A 16607-nucleotide genomic window follows, 5' to 3' on the forward strand; every position below is an offset into this window, starting at 1 on the left:
TCGTCGCGCCGCGACCGGCCCACCTGTCCCGAGTCCCCGGAGGAGTACCACCCAGATGACCGCTCACACCCCCGAACGCGCACATGAATACGACTACGTCGTCATAGGCGGCGGCACCGCCGGTTCCGTCATCGCCTCCCGGCTGACGGAGAACCCGGACGTGACCGTCGCCGTCATCGAGGGCGGCCCCAGCGACGTCGGCCGCGACGACGTGCTGACCCTGCGCCGCTGGATGGGCCTGCTCGGCGGAGAACTGGACTACGACTACCCCACCACCGAGCAGCCGCGGGGCAATTCGCACATCCGGCACAGCCGCGCCCGCGTCCTCGGCGGCTGCTCCTCGCACAACACGCTCATCGCCTTCAAGCCGCTGCCGTCCGACTGGGACGAGTGGGAGGCGGCCGGCGCCAAGGGCTGGGGCGCGGTGCCGATGGAGGCGTACTACGCCCGCCTCAAGAACAACATCGTGCCGGTCGACGAGAAGGACCGGAACGCCATCGCCCGTGACTTCGTCGACGCGGCACAGACGGCCCTCCAGGTCCCCCGCGTCGAGGGCTTCAACAAGAAGCCGTTCTCCGAGGGCGTCGGCTTCTTCGACCTGGCCTACCACCCGGAGAACAACAAGCGCTCGTCGGCGTCGGTGGCCTACCTCCACCCGGTCATGGACGAGCGTCCCAACCTCACGATCCTGCTGGAGACCTGGGCCTACCGGCTGGAGCTGAACGGCACACGCGCCGAAGGCGTCCACGTCCGCACCAAGGACGGCGAAGAGATCCTCGTCAGGGCGCGCAACGAGGTCGTCCTGTGCGCCGGCGCCGTCGACTCGCCCCGGCTGCTGCTGCACTCCGGCATCGGCCCCAGAGCCGACCTCGAGGCCCTCGGCATACCCATGACGCTCGACCTGCCCGGCGTCGGCGAGAACCTGCTCGACCACCCCGAGTCGGTGATCGTCTGGGAGACGAACGGACCCATTCCGGAGAACTCCGCGATGGACTCCGACGCCGGACTGTTCGTGCGCCGCGATCCCGGACACGCGGGCCCCGACCTGATGTTCCACTTCTACCAGATCCCGTTCACGGACAACCCTGAGCGACTGGGCTACCAGCGGCCCGAGTTCGGCGTCTCCATGACCCCGAACATCCCCAAGCCGAAGAGCCGCGGTCGGCTCTACCTCACCAGCGCCGACCCGGACGTCAAACCCGCCCTCGACTTCCGCTACTTCACCGACGAGGACGACTACGACGGCCGCACCCTCGTCGACGGCATCCGCATCGCCCGCGAGATCGCGAAGACCGAACCGCTCGCCCAGTGGCTCAAGCGCGAGGTGGCTCCCGGACCGGACATCACCGGCGACGAGGAACTCGGCGAGTACGCCCGCAAGGTCGCCCACACCGTCTACCACCCGGCGGGCACCTGCAAGATGGGCGCGGTCCACGACGAACAGGCCGTCGTCGACCCCGAGCTGCGGATCCGCGGCCTGGAGGGCATCCGCATCGCGGACGCCTCCGTCTTCCCGACCATGCCCGCCGTCAACCCGATGATCGGCGTCCTCATGGTCGGCGAGCGCGCCGCCGACCTGATCGGGGGTGCCGCGTGACCACCACCGACACCATCACCGACACCATCACCGACACCACGACCGACACCACCCCCGTCTTCTCCGTCGACGGACTCTGGAAGGTCTTCGGCCCCAAGGCGGACCGTGTCCCCGGCGACCCGGACCTCGCCGCCCTCGACCCGGCCGAACTGCGCTCCCGCACCGGCTGCACGGCGGCGGTGCGCGATGTGAGCTTCGACGTCCGCAAGGGCGAGGTCTTCGTCGTCATGGGCCTGTCCGGCTCCGGCAAGTCCACGCTGGTGCGCTGTCTGACCCGGCTGATCGAGCCGACCGCGGGCACCATCGCCATCGACGGCGAGGACGTCCGCGCCATGGACAGGGCACGGCTGCGCGAACTGCGCCGGCACCGCGCCGCGATGGTCTTCCAGCACTTCGGTCTGCTGCCGCACCGCACCGTCCTCGACAACGTCGCCTACGGCCTGGAGATCCAGGGCATGGGCAAGGCGGAACGCCGCGAGAAGGCCGCAGCGGTCGTCGCCAAGGTCGGCCTCGAGGGCATGGAACAGCGCAGGCCCGCCCAGCTCTCCGGCGGCCAGCGCCAGCGCGTCGGCCTCGCCCGCGCACTCGCCGTCGACCCCCAGGTCCTCCTCTTCGACGAGCCGTTCAGCGCGCTCGACCCGCTGATCCGGCGCGACATGCAGGAGGAGGTGATCCGGCTGCACCGCGAGGAGGGCCGCACGACGGTCTTCATCACCCACGACCTCCAGGAGGCCCTGAAACTCGGCGACCGGATCGCCCTGATGCGCGACGGCCGCGTGGTCCAGCTGGGCACGCCGGAGGAGATCGTGGGCTCGCCCGCCGACGACTACGTCCGCGCGTTCGTCCGTGACGTCCCGCGCGAGCAGGTCCTGACCGTCCGCACCGCCATGCGCCCCGCCACCTCGGCGGACGAAGCCGGCACGGGCCCGGCGGTACGCCCCGACGCCACGGTCTCGGAGGCCATCGAGGCGGTCTCCCGCGCCGGCACCTCCGCCCGGGTACTGAACGACGGCAAATGCGTAGGCGTAGTCGACGCCCCGGCCCTACTGAACGTAGTCGCCGGCGAAGTAGCCACAGGCAGCCCCACCGACCCAGCTGCGGGCAATCGTGCCGCTGGGGCGGCACGGGTGGGCGATGGGGGTCCCCCCGCTCGAGCGAAGCCGAGAGTGGGGGAGGCACCGGCCGAGCGCCGCAAGCCGAAACCCACCCCCGCCACCACCACCGAGGGGGAGCCGGTGTGATGGCAACGCTCACGGCAACGGCCGAAAAGACATCCCCGCCGGGCATCCGCACCAACCCCACCGCCCGCAAACTCGCCGCGCTAGCCCTCCTCGCGGCCGTCCTCGTCCCCCTAGCCGCCGCCCGCTGGGCAAGCGGCACCTGGCCCGAGGCCCTGACCATCAACGTCTCCGAACCCCTGGGCAAGGCCAGCGACTGGATCATCGACAACCGCGACTCCCACCCCCTCTTCCTCTACTTCTTCGGCCACGTCAGCAACGCCGTCGTCATCGCCGTACGCGCCGTCTACCTCGCCCTCCTCGCCGTCGGCTGGGCGGGAGTAACCGCCGCGTCAGCACTGATCGCCTGGCGGGTCGCCGGCGTCCGCCTCGCGCTGGGAACCGCCACCGCGTTCCTCGCCTGCGGCCTGCTCGGCATGTGGGTGCCGACCATGCAGACCCTCGCGCTCATGGTCGTGGCGGTCATCGCATCCGTCGTCATCGGCGCGCTCCTCGGGCTCGCCGCCGGCCTCTCCGACCGCATGGACCGCGTGCTGCGCCCGGTGCTCGACACCATGCAGGTCCTTCCGGCCTTCGCCTACCTCCTGCCCGTCGTCCTGGTCTTCGGCATCGGGGTCCCGGCGGCCGTCCTGGCCACGGTCGTCTACGCCGCCCCGCCCATGGCCCGCCTCACCGCGCTCGGGCTGCGCGGCGCCGACAAGGAGGTGCTGGAGGCGGTCGAGTCGCTCGGCACGACCGCCCGCCAGCGCCTGCTGACCGCCCGCATCCCGCTCGCCCGCAAGGAACTGCTCCTCGGCCTCAACCAGACGATCATGATGGCGCTCTCCATGGCCGTCATCGCCTCCGTGATCGGCGCCGGCGGTCTCGGTGACCGCGTCTACCAGGCGCTGGCCTCGGTCGACGTCGGCGCCGCGCTCGCGGCCGGCATCCCGATCGTGCTGCTCGCCGTCGTGCTCGACCGGGTGACCGGCGCGGCCGGCGCGCGACTCGGACAGGCGCCCGCCCCGAACGCCCGCGCGCTGTCGGCGTACGCCCTGGTCGCCGCCGTGGCCATCGCGGTCGCCGGACGTCTCGCGGACCGTCTGGAGTGGCCCGACGGATGGGTCGTCGGCATCGCCGAGCCGGTCAACCGGGCGGTCGACTGGATGACCGACCACCTGTACTCGGGCGTGCCCGTCATCGGCGGCACCGCCGACTGGGCGGGCCACTTCACCACCTGGGTCCTCGACCCGCTCCGCGACGGCCTGCAGTGGCTGCCCTGGTGGGCGGTGCTGCTGATCGTCGCCGCCCTCGCCCTGGTGATCGGCACCTGGCGCACCGCGCTCACCGCCGTGCTCGCCATGGCCGCGATCGGGGTGCTCGGCGTGTGGAAGCCGTCCCTGGACACGCTCTCGCAGGTCCTGGCGGCCGTCGCCGTGACCCTCGTCATCGGCTTCGCGACCGGTATCGCCGCCGCCCGCAGCGACCGCGTCGAGCGTCTGCTGCGCCCCGTCCTGGACGTGTTCCAGACGATGCCGCAGTTCGTCTACCTGATCCCCGTCGTCGCCCTGTTCGGGGTCGGCCGCGCCCCGGCCGTCGCCGCCGCGATCGTCTACGCGCTGCCGGCCGTCGTCCGCATCACCACCCAGGGCCTGCGCCGGGTCGACCCGGCCGCCCTGGAATCCGCCCGCTCACTCGGCGCATCCAGCGGCCAGCAGCTGCGCCAGGTCCAGCTCCCGCTGGCCCGCCCGGCCCTGCTGCTCGCGGTCAACCAGGGCGTCGTCCTGGTCCTCGCCGTCGTCATCATCGGCGGCCTGGTGGGTGGTGGCGCGCTCGGCTACGACGTCGTCTTCGGCCTCGCCCAGGGCGACCTGGCGACCGGACTGGTGGCCGGGGCCGCGATCGTCTGCCTGGGCGTGATGCTGGACCGGGTGACCCAGCCGACCGAACGCCGCGCGAAGAAGGGAGCGTGACATGCGATTCCGTACGATCCCGGCGGTGGCCGCCGGCTCCGCGCTCCTGCTGCTGACCGGCTGCGGTGCCGCCGACATGACCCGGCAGGCCTCGCCCTTCGCGAACGCCCAGGGCGCCCGGACGGTCACCCTGTCCGTGCAGTCCTGGGTGGGCGCCCAGGCCAACGCGGCCGTCGCCCAGTACCTGCTGGAGCACAAGCTCGGCTACCGCGTCGACACCGTCCAGGTCGACGAGGTGCCCGCCTGGGACGCCCTCAGCCAGGGCAGGGTCGACGCGATCCTGGAGGACTGGGGGCACCCCGAGCAGGAGCAGCGGTACGTCAAGGACAAGAAGACGATCGTCAACGGCGGCGACCTCGGCGTCACCGGGCACATCGGCTGGTTCGTGCCGACGTACTTCGCCAAGCAGCACCCGGACGTCACAAACTGGAAGAACCTGAACAAGTACGCCGAGCAGTTCCGCACCCCGGAGAGCGGCGGCAAGGGCCAGCTGCTGGACGGATCGCCGTCCTACGTCACCAACGACAAGGCGCTGGTGAAGAACCTGAAGCTGGACTACCGGGTGGTGTTCGCCGGCTCCGAGGCCGCGCAGATCACCCAGATCAAGCAGTTCGCCAAGGAGAAGAAGCCCTTCCTCACCTACTGGTACACGCCCCAGTGGCTGTTCGAGCAGGTGCCGATGACCGAGGTGAAGCTGCCCGCCTACGAGGAGGGCTGCGACGCCGACCCGGCGAAGGTCGCCTGCGCCTATCCGGTCACCCCGCTGCAGAAGTACCTCAACGCCGACTTCGCGAAGAACGGCGGCGAGGCGGCGGAGCTGCTCAGGAACTTCACCTGGACGACGGAGGACCAGAACGAGGTCTCCCTGATGATCGCCGACCAGAAGCTGTCGCCGCAGGAGGCGGCCAAGAAGTGGGTGGACAGCCACGAGTCCGTCTGGAAGAAGTGGCTGCCCTGATCCTCACCTCGGTGCCGGAACGGCCGTAGCGGCCGTCATCGGTGCTGTCCCGGCTGGTAGTGACCCGGCGTCAGACGACACGTCACACCGAACCGGTTCCACGCGTTGATCACCGTGATCGCCGCAACCAGCCGGGACAGCTCCGCCTCGTCGAACCACTTGGCCGCCCGCTCGTACACCTCATCGGGCACGAAGCCGTCGGTCAGCACGGTGACGGCCTCCGTCAGCTCGATCGCCGCGAGCTCCTTGTCCGTGTAGAAGTGCCGCGACTCCCCCCATGCGGCGAGCTGGACGATCCGCTCCACGCTCTCGCCCGCCGCGAGCGCGTCCTTGGTGTGCATGTCGAGGCAGTAGGCACAGCGGTTGATCTGGGAGGCACGGATCTTCACCAGCTCGTAGAGCTGGGGATCCAGGCCCTTCCTGGCGGCGGAGTCCAGCCGGATCATCGCCTGGTACACCTCGGGGGCGTGCCGGGCCCACTCCAGCCGGACGGGCGGCTCGGCGGCATACGTCGTGGTCGTCGCGTTGTCGGTCATGCCTCGACCCTAGGAGCGGGGCAGCCCAGGAGTATGGTGCACTTTCATGGCGGAACGCCGGGCCACTTCACGAGACGATCTGCAGGGCATCGACCTCCACCTCGACCCGGCAGGACCCGGCCTGCGCCGCGGCCTGACCGACGCCCTGCGCGAGGCCGTCCGCAACGGCCGGCTCTCCCCGGGCACCCGGCTGCCCTCCTCCCGCTCCCTCGCCGGCGACCTGGGCATCGCCCGCAACACCGTCGCCGACGCCTACGCCGACCTGGTCGCCGAGGGCTGGCTCACCGCCCGGCAGGGCTCCGGCACCCGCGTCGCCGACCGCGCGGTACCCGCCCCGCCCGCCCGTCCGGTCTCCCCGGCGCGCCCCCCCGGCCGGCTCCCATACAGCCTCATCCCCGGCACCCCAGACCTCGCCTCCTTCCCCCGGGCGGAATGGCTCAAGGCCACCCGTCGCGCCCTCGCCGCCGCCCCCCATGACGCCTTCGGCTACGGCGACCCGCGCGGCCGCCCCGAACTGCGCACCGCCCTCGCGGACTACCTCGCCCGCGTCCGGGGCGTGCGCGCCGACCCCGAACGCCTCGTCGTCTGCGCCGGCTTCGCCCACGGCCTCCAGCTCCTCTGCGCCGTCCTGCGGGCCCGCGGCGCTCGCACCCTTGCCGTGCAGTCCTACGGCCTGGACGCCCACTGGGATCTCGTGGCCCGCGCCGGTCTGCTCACCGTCCCGCTGCCCTTCGATGCCTCCGGCACCCACACCGAGGACCCGGGCGACGCGGGCGCGCTGCTCCTCAGCCCCGCCCACCAGTTCCCGCTGGGCGGGGCCCTGCCTCCGGAGCGCCGCGCCGCCGTGGTCGACTGGGCGCGCCGCACCGGCGGCCTGATCCTGGAGGACGACTACGACGGCGAGTTCCGCTACGACCGCCAGCCCGTCGGGGCGCTGCAGGACCTCGACCCCGGCCACGTGGTCTACCTCGGCACCGCCAGCAAGTCCCTCGCGCCGGGCCTGCGCCTGGGCTGGATGGTCCTGCCCCCGTCCCTGGTCCCGGAGGTCGCCGCCCACGGCGCCGGGCGGTCCGTCGGCGTCGTGGAACAGCTCGCCCTCGCCGAGTTCCTCACCTCCGGCGCCTACGACCGCCACGTCCGTGCCGCCCGCCTGCGCTACCGCCGCCGCCGCGACGCCCTCGTCGAAGCCCTCGCGGAACGGGCGCCCGACGTCCACGTCACCGGCATCGCGGCGGGCCTGCACGCGGTGCTGCGGCTCCCGCCCGGCACCGAACGGTCCGTCGTCCAGGCGGCCACCTGTCAGGGCCTCGCCGTCGTCGGCCTCTCCCGCTTCCGCCACCCCGCCGCCGACGCCACCCCGGGCGACGGCCTGGTCGTCGGCTACGGAACCCCGCCGGACCACGCCTGGACCGGCACCCTCGAGGCCCTGTGCAGGGCGCTCCCGTAGGACGCCGCGCAGAAACATCCCGGGCGCGTGTCGATCCGGCCCCGTCCCGTTCGACGTCCGTATATGGAGCGCGGCGCCATACGGGGCGTGCGCGAGAACCGACCGGGAGCACAGATGAACCAGCTACTGAGGGTCATGAACTTCAGCGTCTCCAGTGACGGCATCGGCGCCGGTGAGCACCAGAGCCTGGAGAACCCGTTCGGCCTCCCCGGCGCCGAGAGGCTGTTCGCCTGGGCGGGCGCCACGGCCAGCTGGCCCAACCGCACCGACCCCGGAGGAAGCCGCGGCCTCGACGACTACTTCACCCGCGACTTCCCCCGCAACATCGGCGCCGAGATCATGGGCCGCAACAAGTTCGGCCCCCAGCGCGGACCCTGGCAGGACCATAACTGGCGCGGCTGGTGGGGGGACGAACCCCCGTTCCGCACCCCGGTGTTCGTCATGACCCACCACGAGCGCCCGTCGTTCACGCTCTCCGACACCACCTTCCACTTCGTCGCCGGCAGTCCGCACGCCGTACTCGAGCGGGCGCGGGAGGCGGCGCAGGGCAAGGACGTCCGGCTCGGCGGCGGGGTCACCACCGTCCGGCAGTTCCTCGACGCCGACCTCGTCGACACCCTGCATGTGGCGGTCGCGCCGGTGAAGCTCGGCTCCGGTCTCCGCCTCTGGGAGTCGCCCGACGAACTGCTCGACCGCTTCCACCTGGAGGTCGTCCCCAGCCCGAGCGGTGTGACACACCACCTGTTCTGGCGAAAATGACATGAAATGACCTGAAAACGCATTCCGCTCGGCAGACACCGTCGCCCGCATCGTGGACGCCCACCGTTGGCCCTCCATGCCGGCCGGTACCCTGGCGGCGGGCCGTGACTGGCGCGCTGGGATGGAGCAACCATCAGGGAGCGGTCCCCGCCCCCGTTACTCCGGGGACCGGACATGTGCCGTGCGCCTGGGCCGTACCGTGAACGCTGAACGCCACGTCCGGAGGTCCCTCATGTCTGCCGAGCCCGTCTCCACCGCTTCCACAGCCTTCCGCTCCGCCCTCGACGTGATCCGCTCCGTCGAGCCGCGCGTCGCCGACGCCATCGGACAGGAGCTCGCCGACCAGCGCGAGATGCTCAAGCTGATCGCCTCTGAGAACTACGCCTCCCCGGCCACCCTCCTGGCGATGGGCAACTGGTTCAGCGACAAGTACGCCGAGGGCACCGTCGGCCGCCGCTTCTACGCCGGCTGCCGCAACGTCGACACCGTCGAGTCGCTCGCCGCCGAGCACGCCAAGGAGCTCTTCGGCGCCCGCCACGCCTATGTCCAGCCGCACTCCGGCATCGACGCCAACCTCGTCGCCTTCTGGTCCGTCCTCGCCCAGCGGGTCGAGCTGCCCGCGCTGGAGAAGGCCGGAGTCCGCCAGGTCAACGACCTCTCCGACGCCGACTGGGCCGAACTGCGCCGTGCCTTCGGCAACCAGCGCATGCTCGGCATGTCCCTGGACGCCGGCGGCCACCTCACCCACGGCTTCCGCCCGAACATCTCCGGCAAGATGTTCGACCAGCGTTCCTACGGCACCGACCCGGCCACCGGCCTGATCGACTACGAGGCCCTGCGCGTCTCCGCACGCGAGTTCAAGCCGCTGATCATCGTCGCCGGCTACTCCGCCTACCCCCGTTTGGTGAACTTCCGGATCATGCGCGAGATCGCCGACGAGGTCGGCGCCACGCTCATGGTCGACATGGCGCACTTCGCCGGCCTCGTCGCCGGCAAGGTCCTCACCGGCGACTTCGACCCGGTGCCGCACGCCCAGATCGTCACCACCACCACCCACAAGTCGCTGCGCGGCCCGCGCGGTGGCATGGTGCTGTGCGACGACTCCCTGAAGGACCAGGTCGACCGCGGCTGCCCGATGGTCCTGGGCGGTCCGTTGCCGCACGTCATGGCCGCCAAGGCCGTCGCCCTCGCCGAGGCCCGGCAGCCCGCCTTCCAGGACTACGCCCAGCGCATCGTCGACAACTCCCGCGCCCTCGCCGAGGGCCTGATGCGCCGCGGCGCCACCCTGGTCACCGGCGGCACCGACAACCACCTCAACCTGATCGACGTCGCCACCTCCTACGGCCTCACCGGCCGCCAGGCCGAGGCCGCCCTGCTCGACTCCGGCATCGTCACCAACCGCAACTCCATTCCCGCCGACCCCAACGGCGCCTGGTACACCTCCGGCATCCGCATCGGCACCCCCGCGCTGACCACCCGCGGCCTGGGAACCGCCGAGATGGACGAGGTCGCCGGCCTCATCGACCGCGTCCTCACCACCACGGAGCCCGGCACCACCAAGTCCGGCGCTCCATCCAAGGCGGCCCACGTCCTCGACGCCAAGGTCGCCGACGAGATCTCCCGCCGCGCCACCGACCTGGTCGCCGGCTTCCCGCTCTACCCGGAGATCGACCTCGGCTGAGCACCCCTGCCGCACGCGGCCCACGGCGGTCCGGTCACCCACCGGGCCGCCGCGCGCCGACCTCAGACGTCCAGCAGCTCCTGCCTCGGTCCCGGGTCGTCCTTCCGTCGGCTGAGCCACCCCGTCACATACGGGCGCAGCACCAGGGCCGCTGCCGCTCCGGCCACCAGGCCCGGTATCGCCCACCACCAGTCGGTGCCGCCGCCCGTCGCCGCTGCGGCGCGGGGCTCGGGTGCCGTCGTAGCCGCACCCTGGTCCGCCCCCGTCGCGGCCCGTTCCGTCTCCCACGGTGCCGGATAGATCCCAGAGCTCGCCGGCGAGCCCGTCGTCTTGCCCATCACGCCCAGCTCGTACAGGAACTTGTGCACGTTCGACGCGTCCTTGGCGCGGTGCCAGAGCCCGTTCGGCGATTCATGGAACCGCGACGCCGTGTGTATCCAAACGTCCTGGCCCATCTCCCCCAGGAAGACCCGGTCCACGCGCCACGGCGTCACGTCGTGCACCAGCCAGGTCACATTGATCATCCGGGCCGACGCCGAGACCGCCTCCAGCGGCCGCTCACGGGTGCCCTCGCCGACCGGGCCGAGCAGCCGCTCCAGCGTGGCGTACCCCTTGTCGGCGTAGTACAGCGAGGCGGTCTCCTCGCTCTCCGGCGACACCACCAGCACGCTCGTCGGGCCCCCGGCGAGGGCCGGCGACGCCCCCCATATCGTCAGGGCCAGCGCGGCCGCCAACGCACCCACACCCGCCGTCAGCCGTCGAACCCTGCCCTTCCAGCCACGCATCCGGACCCCCACTCTGCCGGTCGATCCCCGTGCGGCCCGCCCTCGGGCCGCCTTGTCATTTCTGGTACACCGCCCGGCCCGCCGGGGTTCCCACCCGGCCACCACCGATTCCGCGACCCGGGCCCCCGGTTACGGGTCGCCGGCTACCGGGGCGCCTCCTCGACCGACCCCGCGATCTCCAGCGCCCGCGCCTTCGACGCCACCCCCTCCAGCCGCAGCGTCACACCGTCCCCCGCCGCCCCCTCACCGTCGGCCGCGCCCCTGTGGCCCCACAGCAGCGTCGGCCCCGCCGTGCGCTCCGCCCGGGTGAACCGGTGACCGTCCGTGTCGACCATCCAGAAGCTCAGCACATGGGGCCGCGCGAACCACAGGACCAGCTCCAGGACCCCGGCCTCCGTGCCCTCCCCGCCGAGTGACAGCCACTCCGGCTGCTCGCGCACGCTCTTGGTGAAGGTGATGTCCAGGCGGCCCGGGAACTCGTCGAGCCGGATCGTCCGCCCCTGCTCCCGCCAGCACAGGCTCACCAGGAACCGCCCCCGCGGCAGCCCGCTCACCGTCACCGCGTCCGGAGCGCCCAGCGCCTCGGGCACGCGCGGCGCGAACCCGGCCCGCCGCTCCGCCTCGCCGAGCGACAGCGACCGCCCGCAGCCCGGCACCCGCGCGCCCGGCGAGGGGACCGCCGACGGGTCGTACCGCACCTCGACGCCGCCGAAGCCGAACCAGTCGGTCACCGCCGCCCGCACCGGAGGGGTCAGCGCCAGCACCGTCAGCAGCCCGCACAGCGCCGCCACGAGCGACCGCCACCGCGCCCGCGTCCAGCGGCGCACCGCCCGCAGCCGGGCCCGGGCGCCCGCCGGCCCGGCGACGGGCACCGGCAGCTCCTCGGCGAGTATCTGCCCCAGCACCCGCTCGACCATTGACTCGGACCCCGCGGTCCCGTCCGGCCCGTCCAGGGACCGGCCGAAGGCCCGCAACTCCTCCCGCAGCCGCTCCGCGTCGCCGTCGTACCGCTCACTCACGCCTCTCACCCCCTTCCCGGGGCCGGAAGTCCGGCAGCAGGCACTCCAGCTTGCGCAGGGCGCGGTTCAGGCGGGACTTCACCGTCCCCCGGGGCCACCCCAGGGCCTGGGCGGTCTCCCGCTCGTCCATCTCCAGCAGATAGCGGTAGGTGACGACCAGCCGGTGCTCCTCGCTCAGCTTCTCCAGGGCGGCCACCAGGGCCCCGCGGCGCTCGGTCTCCAGCGTCGCCACCGCCGGGTCGGCCGATTCCGGTATCACCGGCTCCGCCTCCACGAACGCCGCCTCGCGGCCCGCGAGGGTGTTCCGCCGCACCGCGGCGCGCACGGTGTTCCTCGTCTCATTGGCCACGATCGACAGCAGCCACGGCCGGAACGCCATGCCGTCCCGGAACCGGCCCAGCGCGCAGTACGCCTTCACAAAGGCCTGCTGCACCACATCCTCCGCGTCCGCACCGGCCCCGAGCGCGGCGGCCGCCCTGAGCGCGATGCCCGTATGAGCCCGCACCAGCTCCGCGTACGCCTCCGGCTCCCCGGCGCGTACGCGTGCGATCACCGCGGCCTCATCGACGATGCGGCCCCCCTCCCGCGTTCTCACACTCTTGTTACACCCCCGGGCACGGTTCGGTTCCCACCTGTTTCCGGTCGGTTCCCGTCCGCCCCGCCGGACCTGAGAGAATGGTGGGCATGGCGACTGACCGACCCCGCGTGCTCTCCGGAATCCAGCCCACCGCAGGCTCGTTCCACCTCGGCAACTACCTCGGTGCCGTCCGTCAGTGGGTGGCCCTGCAGGAGACCCACGACGCGTTCTACATGGTCGTCGACCTGCACGCGATCACGCTTCCGCAGGACCCGCAGCAGCTGCGCGCCAACACCCGGCTGGCCGCCGCCCAGCTGCTGGCCGCCGGACTGGACCCGGACCGCTGCACGCTCTTCGTCCAGAGCCATGTGCCCGAGCACACCCAGCTCGCCTGGGTCATGAACTGCCTCACCGGCTTCGGCGAGGCCTCCCGCATGACCCAGTTCAAGGACAAGTCCGCCAGGCAGGGCGCCGACCGGGCCTCCGTCGGACTGTTCACGTACCCGATCCTGCAGGTCGCGGACATCCTGCTCTACCAGGCCAACGAGGTGCCGGTGGGCGAGGACCAGCGCCAGCACATCGAGCTCACCCGCGACCTCGCCGAGCGTTTCAACGGCCGGTTCGGCGCGACCTTCACCGTCCCGAAGCCGTACATCCTCAAGGAGACGGCGAAGATCTACGACCTGCAGGACCCGGCGGTCAAGATGAGCAAGTCGGCCTCCACGCCGAAGGGCCTCATCAACCTCCTCGACGAGCCGAAGGCCACCGCCAAGAAGGTGAAGAGCGCCGTCACCGACACCGACACCGTGGTCCGCTACGACGTCGTGGAGAAGCCCGGGGTGAGCAACCTCCTCACGATCTACTCCACCCTCACCGGGACGGACATCCCCGAACTGGAGGAGAAGTACGCCGGCAAGGGCTACGGTGCGCTCAAGACGGACCTCGCCGAGGTCATGGTCGACTTCGTCACCCCGTTCAAGGAGCGCACCCAGCAGTACCTGGACGACCCCGAGACGCTCGACTCGATCCTGGCCAAGGGCGCGGAGAAGGCGCGTGCCGTCGCCGCGGAGACCCTCGCCCAGGCGTACGAACGAGTGGGTTTCCTGCCCGCCAAGCACTGAACCGGCGCTGAACCGGACCGCGGGGGCGATCCGTACCACCCCGCAGCGCCGCACATCACTCCGGTTGCACCTGCCCGCATCCGAGCCGTGGCCGTACAGTCGATAACCGGGTGACCGTGGCGACGGTCACCCGGCGCGCACCGCAGCTTCACCACAGCGCTTCACCAACACAACGAGACAGGAGACGACGTGGGGACCGTAACGATCGGCGTGTCGATCGCGGTCCCGGAGCCTTACGGCAGCCGGCTTCAGCAGCTGCGCGCGGGCTTCGGCGACGCCGCGGCTCACGGCATCCCCACGCACGTCACCCTGCTGCCGCCGACGGAGGTCGGCGACACCGACCTGGCGGCCGTCGAGGCGCATCTGAGCGAGATCGCCGAGGCGGCCCGCCCGTTCCCCATGCGGCTGTCCGGCACGGGCACCTTCCGGCCGCTGACGCCGGTGGTGTACGTCCAGGTCGTCGAGGGCGGCGCGGCGTGCACCTGGCTGCAGAAGCAGGTCCGCGACGCCTCCGGGCCCGTCGCCCGCGAGCTGCAGTTCCCGTACCACCCGCATGTCACCGTGGCGCACGGGATCGACGAGGCCGCCATGGACCGGGCCTACGAGGACCTCGCGGACTACGAGGCGCAGTGGGCCTGCACCGGCTTCGCCCTCTACGAGCAGGGCGCCGACGGGGTGTGGCGCAAGCTGCGCGAATTCCCGTTCGGCTCCGTGGTGGTGCCCCCGCAGGGCGGGAGCGTGGACCGGGGATCCGTCTCCGCGCGCTGACCGCTCGGCCCGTCTCAGACCGGCAGCCGCCGGAACAGCCCGCGCGGCAGATGCCGCAGCGCCGACATCACCACCCGCAGGGTCCCCGGCACCCACACCGTCTCCGCGCGGCGCCGCAGCCCCAGCTCCACGGCCGTCGCGACCGCCTCCGGCGTGGTGGCCAGCGGCGCCTCGGGCAGCCCCGCCGTCATCCGCGTCCGCACGAACCCGGGGCGTACGACCATGACGTGCACGCCCGTGCCGTACAGCGCGTCGCCGAGGCCCTGGGCGAAGGCGTCCAGGCCGGCCTTGCTGGAACCGTAGATGAAGTTCGCACGGCGGGCCCGCTCGCCCGCGACGGAGGACAGCACCACCAGCGAGCCGTGCCCCTGCGTCTGGAGCGCGCTCGCGCACACCAGGCTCGCCGAGACGGCGCCGGTGTAGTTGGTCTGCGCGACCCGTACCGCGGCCTCCGGGTCCCGCTCGTCGTGCACCTGGTCGCCCAGGGTGCCGAAGGCGAGCAGCACCATGTCGACGTCGCCCTCGGCGAACACCTTGCCGAGCGCGTCCTCGTGGGCCGCGGGATCGAGCGCGTCGAAGGCGACCGTGCGCACCACGGCGCCGAGGCCGCGCAGGTGCTCCGCGGCCTCTTCCAGGCCGGGGGAGGGCCGGCCGGCCAGCCACACCGTGCGGGTGCGGCGGGCGATGAGTCGCCGCGCGGTGGCCAGCGCGATCTCGGACGTACCACCGAGGACGAGCAGGGACTGGGGGAGGCCGAAGGCGTCCTTCACGACAGCTCCTAGAGGTGCCTAGAGATGGAGGCGGCGGGACAGGTCGGAGGTGAAGACCCCGCGCGGGTCCAGGTCGGCGCGCAGCGCGCGGAAGTCGTCCAGGCGGGGGTACATGGACGCGAGCAGCTCCGGGCGCAGCCGGGCGTCCTTGGCGAGGTAGACGCGCCCGCCCGCGCCGGCCACCTCCTCGTCGAGCTCGTCGAGGAAGCCGCCGAGACCGGGCAGTGACGCCGGCACGTCCAGGGCCAGGGTCCAGCCGGGGACGGGGAAGGACAGCCAGCCCGGGTCGGCCTCGCCGAAGCGTTTGAGGACGGCGAGGAAGGACGGGCAGCGCCGCTGGGAGATCCGGCGCACGATCCTGCGCAGGGAGTCCTCCCGCCCGTGCCCGACGACGAACTGGTACTGCACGAATCCGCCCCGCCCGTAGACCCGGTTCCAGTGCGGCACGCCGTCCAGGGGGTGGAAGAAGGCGGGGATGCGCTGGAGCTGCCCGATCCGGGCGCGGGGCGCCTTGCGGTACCAGAGCTCGTTGAACAGCCCCACGGTGGTCCTGCTGAGCAGCCCGTCGGGGACGAAGGAGGGGGCGGCCGGGAGGTGGGAGGTGCGGAAGGACAGCGGCTCCCGGCGCACGCGGGAGCCACGGGGCAGCGCGTCCAGGGGCGCGTGGTCGCCGCGCGTGAGCACCGCGCGGCCGGTGGCGCGGCCCCGGGCCAGCAGATCGATCCAGGCGACCGAGTAGCGGTAGCGGTGGTCGGTGTCGGCCAGGCGGGCCATCAGATCGTCGAGGTCGTCGGCCCGTTCGGTGTCGACCGACATCAGGGAGGTCTCCACGGGCTGCAGCCGGACCGTCGCGGTGAGGATCACCCCGGTCAGACCCATGCCGCCCGCGGTCGCCTCGAACAGCGGTGTGCCCGGCACGACCGTGGCCACCTGCCCGTCCGCGGTGAGCAGTTCGAAGGAGAGCACATGGCGGGAGAAGGAGCCGGAGACATGATGGTTCTTGCCGTGGATGTCGGCGCCGATCGCCCCGCCGACCGTCACATAGCGCGTCCCCGGGGTCACCGGCACGAACCAGCCGAGCGGCAGCAGCACCTCCATCAGCCGGTGCAGGGAGACGCCCGCGTCGCACAGCACGGTGCCGCCGTCGGCGTCGACCGCGTGGATCCGGTCCAGGCCCGTCATGTCGAGCACCGCGCCGCCGGCGTTCTGCGCCGCGTCCCCGTACGCCCGTCCCAGACCCCGCGCGATCCCGCCGCGGGCGCCGCACTCCCGGACGGCCAGGGCGGCCTCCTCGTACGTCCGGGGGCGGATCAGCCGGGCTGCGGTGGGAGCGGTGCGGCCCCACCCCGTGACGGAAACGGTGTCGGCAGGCATGACGGCGACCGTATCGCCCCTCTGT

Annotated in this window: 15 protein-coding genes; 9 read left to right on the forward strand and 6 right to left on the reverse strand. The window is 72.3% G+C overall.

Annotated features, from left to right (window positions below; translation table 11 throughout):
• Window positions 1-55 precede the first annotated feature (55 nt).
• Genes AB0L56_RS01525 through AB0L56_RS01540 form a run of 4 tightly spaced genes read left to right on the forward strand, consistent with a single transcriptional unit; the run spans window position 56 to window position 5745 of the window.
• A complete protein-coding gene (locus tag AB0L56_RS01525) occupies window positions 56-1597 on the forward strand; it encodes a GMC oxidoreductase (protein ID WP_365417697.1) in 1542 nt (513 codons plus the stop codon).
• A 14-nt stretch (window positions 1598-1611) separates the two neighbouring features.
• Window positions 1612-2838, forward strand: coding sequence for a glycine betaine/L-proline ABC transporter ATP-binding protein (locus AB0L56_RS01530; RefSeq protein ID WP_365418798.1), 1227 nt, complete (start codon window positions 1612-1614; stop codon window positions 2836-2838).
• Window positions 2838-4787 (forward strand): ABC transporter permease subunit, encoded by a 1950-nt coding sequence (locus AB0L56_RS01535; RefSeq protein WP_365417700.1) that lies wholly within the window; start codon window positions 2838-2840, stop codon window positions 4785-4787. Before AB0L56_RS01530 ends, AB0L56_RS01535 begins: the two co-directional genes overlap by 1 nt.
• Before the next feature lies 1 nt (window position 4788).
• Window positions 4789-5745 (forward strand): ABC transporter substrate-binding protein, encoded by a 957-nt coding sequence (locus tag AB0L56_RS01540; protein WP_365417703.1) that lies wholly within the window; start codon window positions 4789-4791, stop codon window positions 5743-5745.
• 35 nt (window positions 5746-5780) lie between these two features.
• On the opposite strand, the gene AB0L56_RS01545 is transcribed toward AB0L56_RS01540, so the two are convergent.
• Window positions 5781-6281, reverse strand: coding sequence for a carboxymuconolactone decarboxylase family protein (locus tag AB0L56_RS01545; RefSeq protein WP_365417706.1), 501 nt, complete (start codon window positions 6279-6281; stop codon window positions 5781-5783).
• A 46-nt stretch (window positions 6282-6327) separates the two neighbouring features.
• Here AB0L56_RS01545 and AB0L56_RS01550 point away from each other — a divergent pair, with 46 nt between their 5' ends.
• The 3 genes from AB0L56_RS01550 to AB0L56_RS01560 all read left to right on the forward strand — a co-directional run bounded on the left by AB0L56_RS01550 (window position 6328) and on the right by AB0L56_RS01560 (window position 10168).
• On the forward strand, window positions 6328-7728 hold the full coding sequence (locus tag AB0L56_RS01550; RefSeq protein WP_365417709.1) for a PLP-dependent aminotransferase family protein: 1401 nt from the start codon (window positions 6328-6330) through the stop codon (window positions 7726-7728).
• A 114-nt stretch (window positions 7729-7842) separates the two neighbouring features.
• On the forward strand, window positions 7843-8487 hold the full coding sequence (locus tag AB0L56_RS01555; protein ID WP_365417712.1) for a dihydrofolate reductase family protein: 645 nt from the start codon (window positions 7843-7845) through the stop codon (window positions 8485-8487).
• Between the two features lie 181 nt (window positions 8488-8668).
• Window positions 8669-10168 carry a glycine hydroxymethyltransferase gene (locus AB0L56_RS01560; RefSeq protein WP_365417715.1) on the forward strand — a complete coding sequence of 500 codons (1500 nt, stop codon included), beginning with the start codon at window positions 8669-8671 and terminating at the stop codon, window positions 10166-10168.
• Between the two features lie 62 nt (window positions 10169-10230).
• On the opposite strand, the gene AB0L56_RS01565 is transcribed toward AB0L56_RS01560, so the two are convergent.
• The 3 genes from AB0L56_RS01565 to AB0L56_RS01575 form a co-directional block, all read right to left on the reverse strand.
• Entirely contained in the window at window positions 10231-10953 is a 723-nt protein-coding gene (locus AB0L56_RS01565; protein WP_365417718.1) for a hypothetical protein, read from the reverse strand.
• A 143-nt stretch (window positions 10954-11096) separates the two neighbouring features.
• Window positions 11097-11972: a hypothetical protein gene (locus tag AB0L56_RS01570; RefSeq protein WP_365417721.1), complete on the reverse strand. Its 876-nt coding sequence runs from the start codon at window positions 11970-11972 to the stop codon at window positions 11097-11099.
• Complete coding sequence (locus AB0L56_RS01575) at window positions 11965-12525, reverse strand: sigma-70 family RNA polymerase sigma factor (RefSeq protein ID WP_365417724.1); 561 nt, start codon at window positions 12523-12525, stop codon at window positions 11965-11967. The genes AB0L56_RS01570 and AB0L56_RS01575 overlap by 8 nt, the downstream gene beginning before the upstream one ends.
• A 131-nt stretch (window positions 12526-12656) precedes the next feature.
• On the opposite strand from AB0L56_RS01575, the gene trpS reads away from it, so the two are divergent.
• A complete protein-coding gene (gene trpS, locus AB0L56_RS01580; protein WP_365417727.1) occupies window positions 12657-13670 on the forward strand; it encodes a tryptophan--tRNA ligase in 1014 nt (337 codons plus the stop codon).
• A gap of 189 nt (window positions 13671-13859) precedes the next feature.
• Complete coding sequence (locus AB0L56_RS01585; RefSeq protein ID WP_365417729.1) at window positions 13860-14438, forward strand: 2'-5' RNA ligase family protein; 579 nt, start codon at window positions 13860-13862, stop codon at window positions 14436-14438.
• Between the two features lie 14 nt (window positions 14439-14452).
• On the opposite strand, the gene AB0L56_RS01590 is transcribed toward AB0L56_RS01585, so the two are convergent.
• Both AB0L56_RS01590 and AB0L56_RS01595 read right to left on the reverse strand, forming a co-directional pair.
• Window positions 14453-15208 (reverse strand): decaprenylphospho-beta-D-erythro-pentofuranosid-2-ulose 2-reductase, encoded by a 756-nt coding sequence (locus tag AB0L56_RS01590; protein WP_365417731.1) that lies wholly within the window; start codon window positions 15206-15208, stop codon window positions 14453-14455.
• A gap of 18 nt (window positions 15209-15226) precedes the next feature.
• Complete coding sequence (locus AB0L56_RS01595) at window positions 15227-16582, reverse strand: FAD-binding oxidoreductase (protein WP_365417734.1); 1356 nt, start codon at window positions 16580-16582, stop codon at window positions 15227-15229.
• Window positions 16583-16607 lie beyond the last annotated feature (25 nt).

The organism is Streptomyces sp. NPDC052079 (assembly GCF_040680275.1).
Classification (GTDB): Bacteria; Actinomycetota; Actinomycetes; order Streptomycetales; family Streptomycetaceae; genus Streptomyces.

Coding starts and splice junctions, on each gene's coding strand:
- AB0L56_RS01525 (WP_365417697.1), top strand. CDS start 56: ATGACCGCTCACACCCCCGAACGCGCACATGAATACGACTACGTCGTC.
- AB0L56_RS01535 (WP_365417700.1), top strand. CDS start 2,838: ATGGCAACGCTCACGGCAACGGCCGAAAAGACATCCCCGCCGGGCATC.
- AB0L56_RS01540 (WP_365417703.1), top strand. CDS start 4,789: ATGCGATTCCGTACGATCCCGGCGGTGGCCGCCGGCTCCGCGCTCCTG.
- AB0L56_RS01545 (WP_365417706.1), bottom strand. CDS start 6,281: ATGACCGACAACGCGACGACCACGACGTATGCCGCCGAGCCGCCCGTC.
- AB0L56_RS01550 (WP_365417709.1), top strand. CDS start 6,328: ATGGCGGAACGCCGGGCCACTTCACGAGACGATCTGCAGGGCATCGAC.
- AB0L56_RS01555 (WP_365417712.1), top strand. CDS start 7,843: ATGAACCAGCTACTGAGGGTCATGAACTTCAGCGTCTCCAGTGACGGC.
- AB0L56_RS01565 (WP_365417718.1), bottom strand. CDS start 10,953: ATGCGTGGCTGGAAGGGCAGGGTTCGACGGCTGACGGCGGGTGTGGGT.
- trpS (WP_365417727.1), top strand. CDS start 12,657: ATGGCGACTGACCGACCCCGCGTGCTCTCCGGAATCCAGCCCACCGCA.
- AB0L56_RS01595 (WP_365417734.1), bottom strand. CDS start 16,582: ATGCCTGCCGACACCGTTTCCGTCACGGGGTGGGGCCGCACCGCTCCC.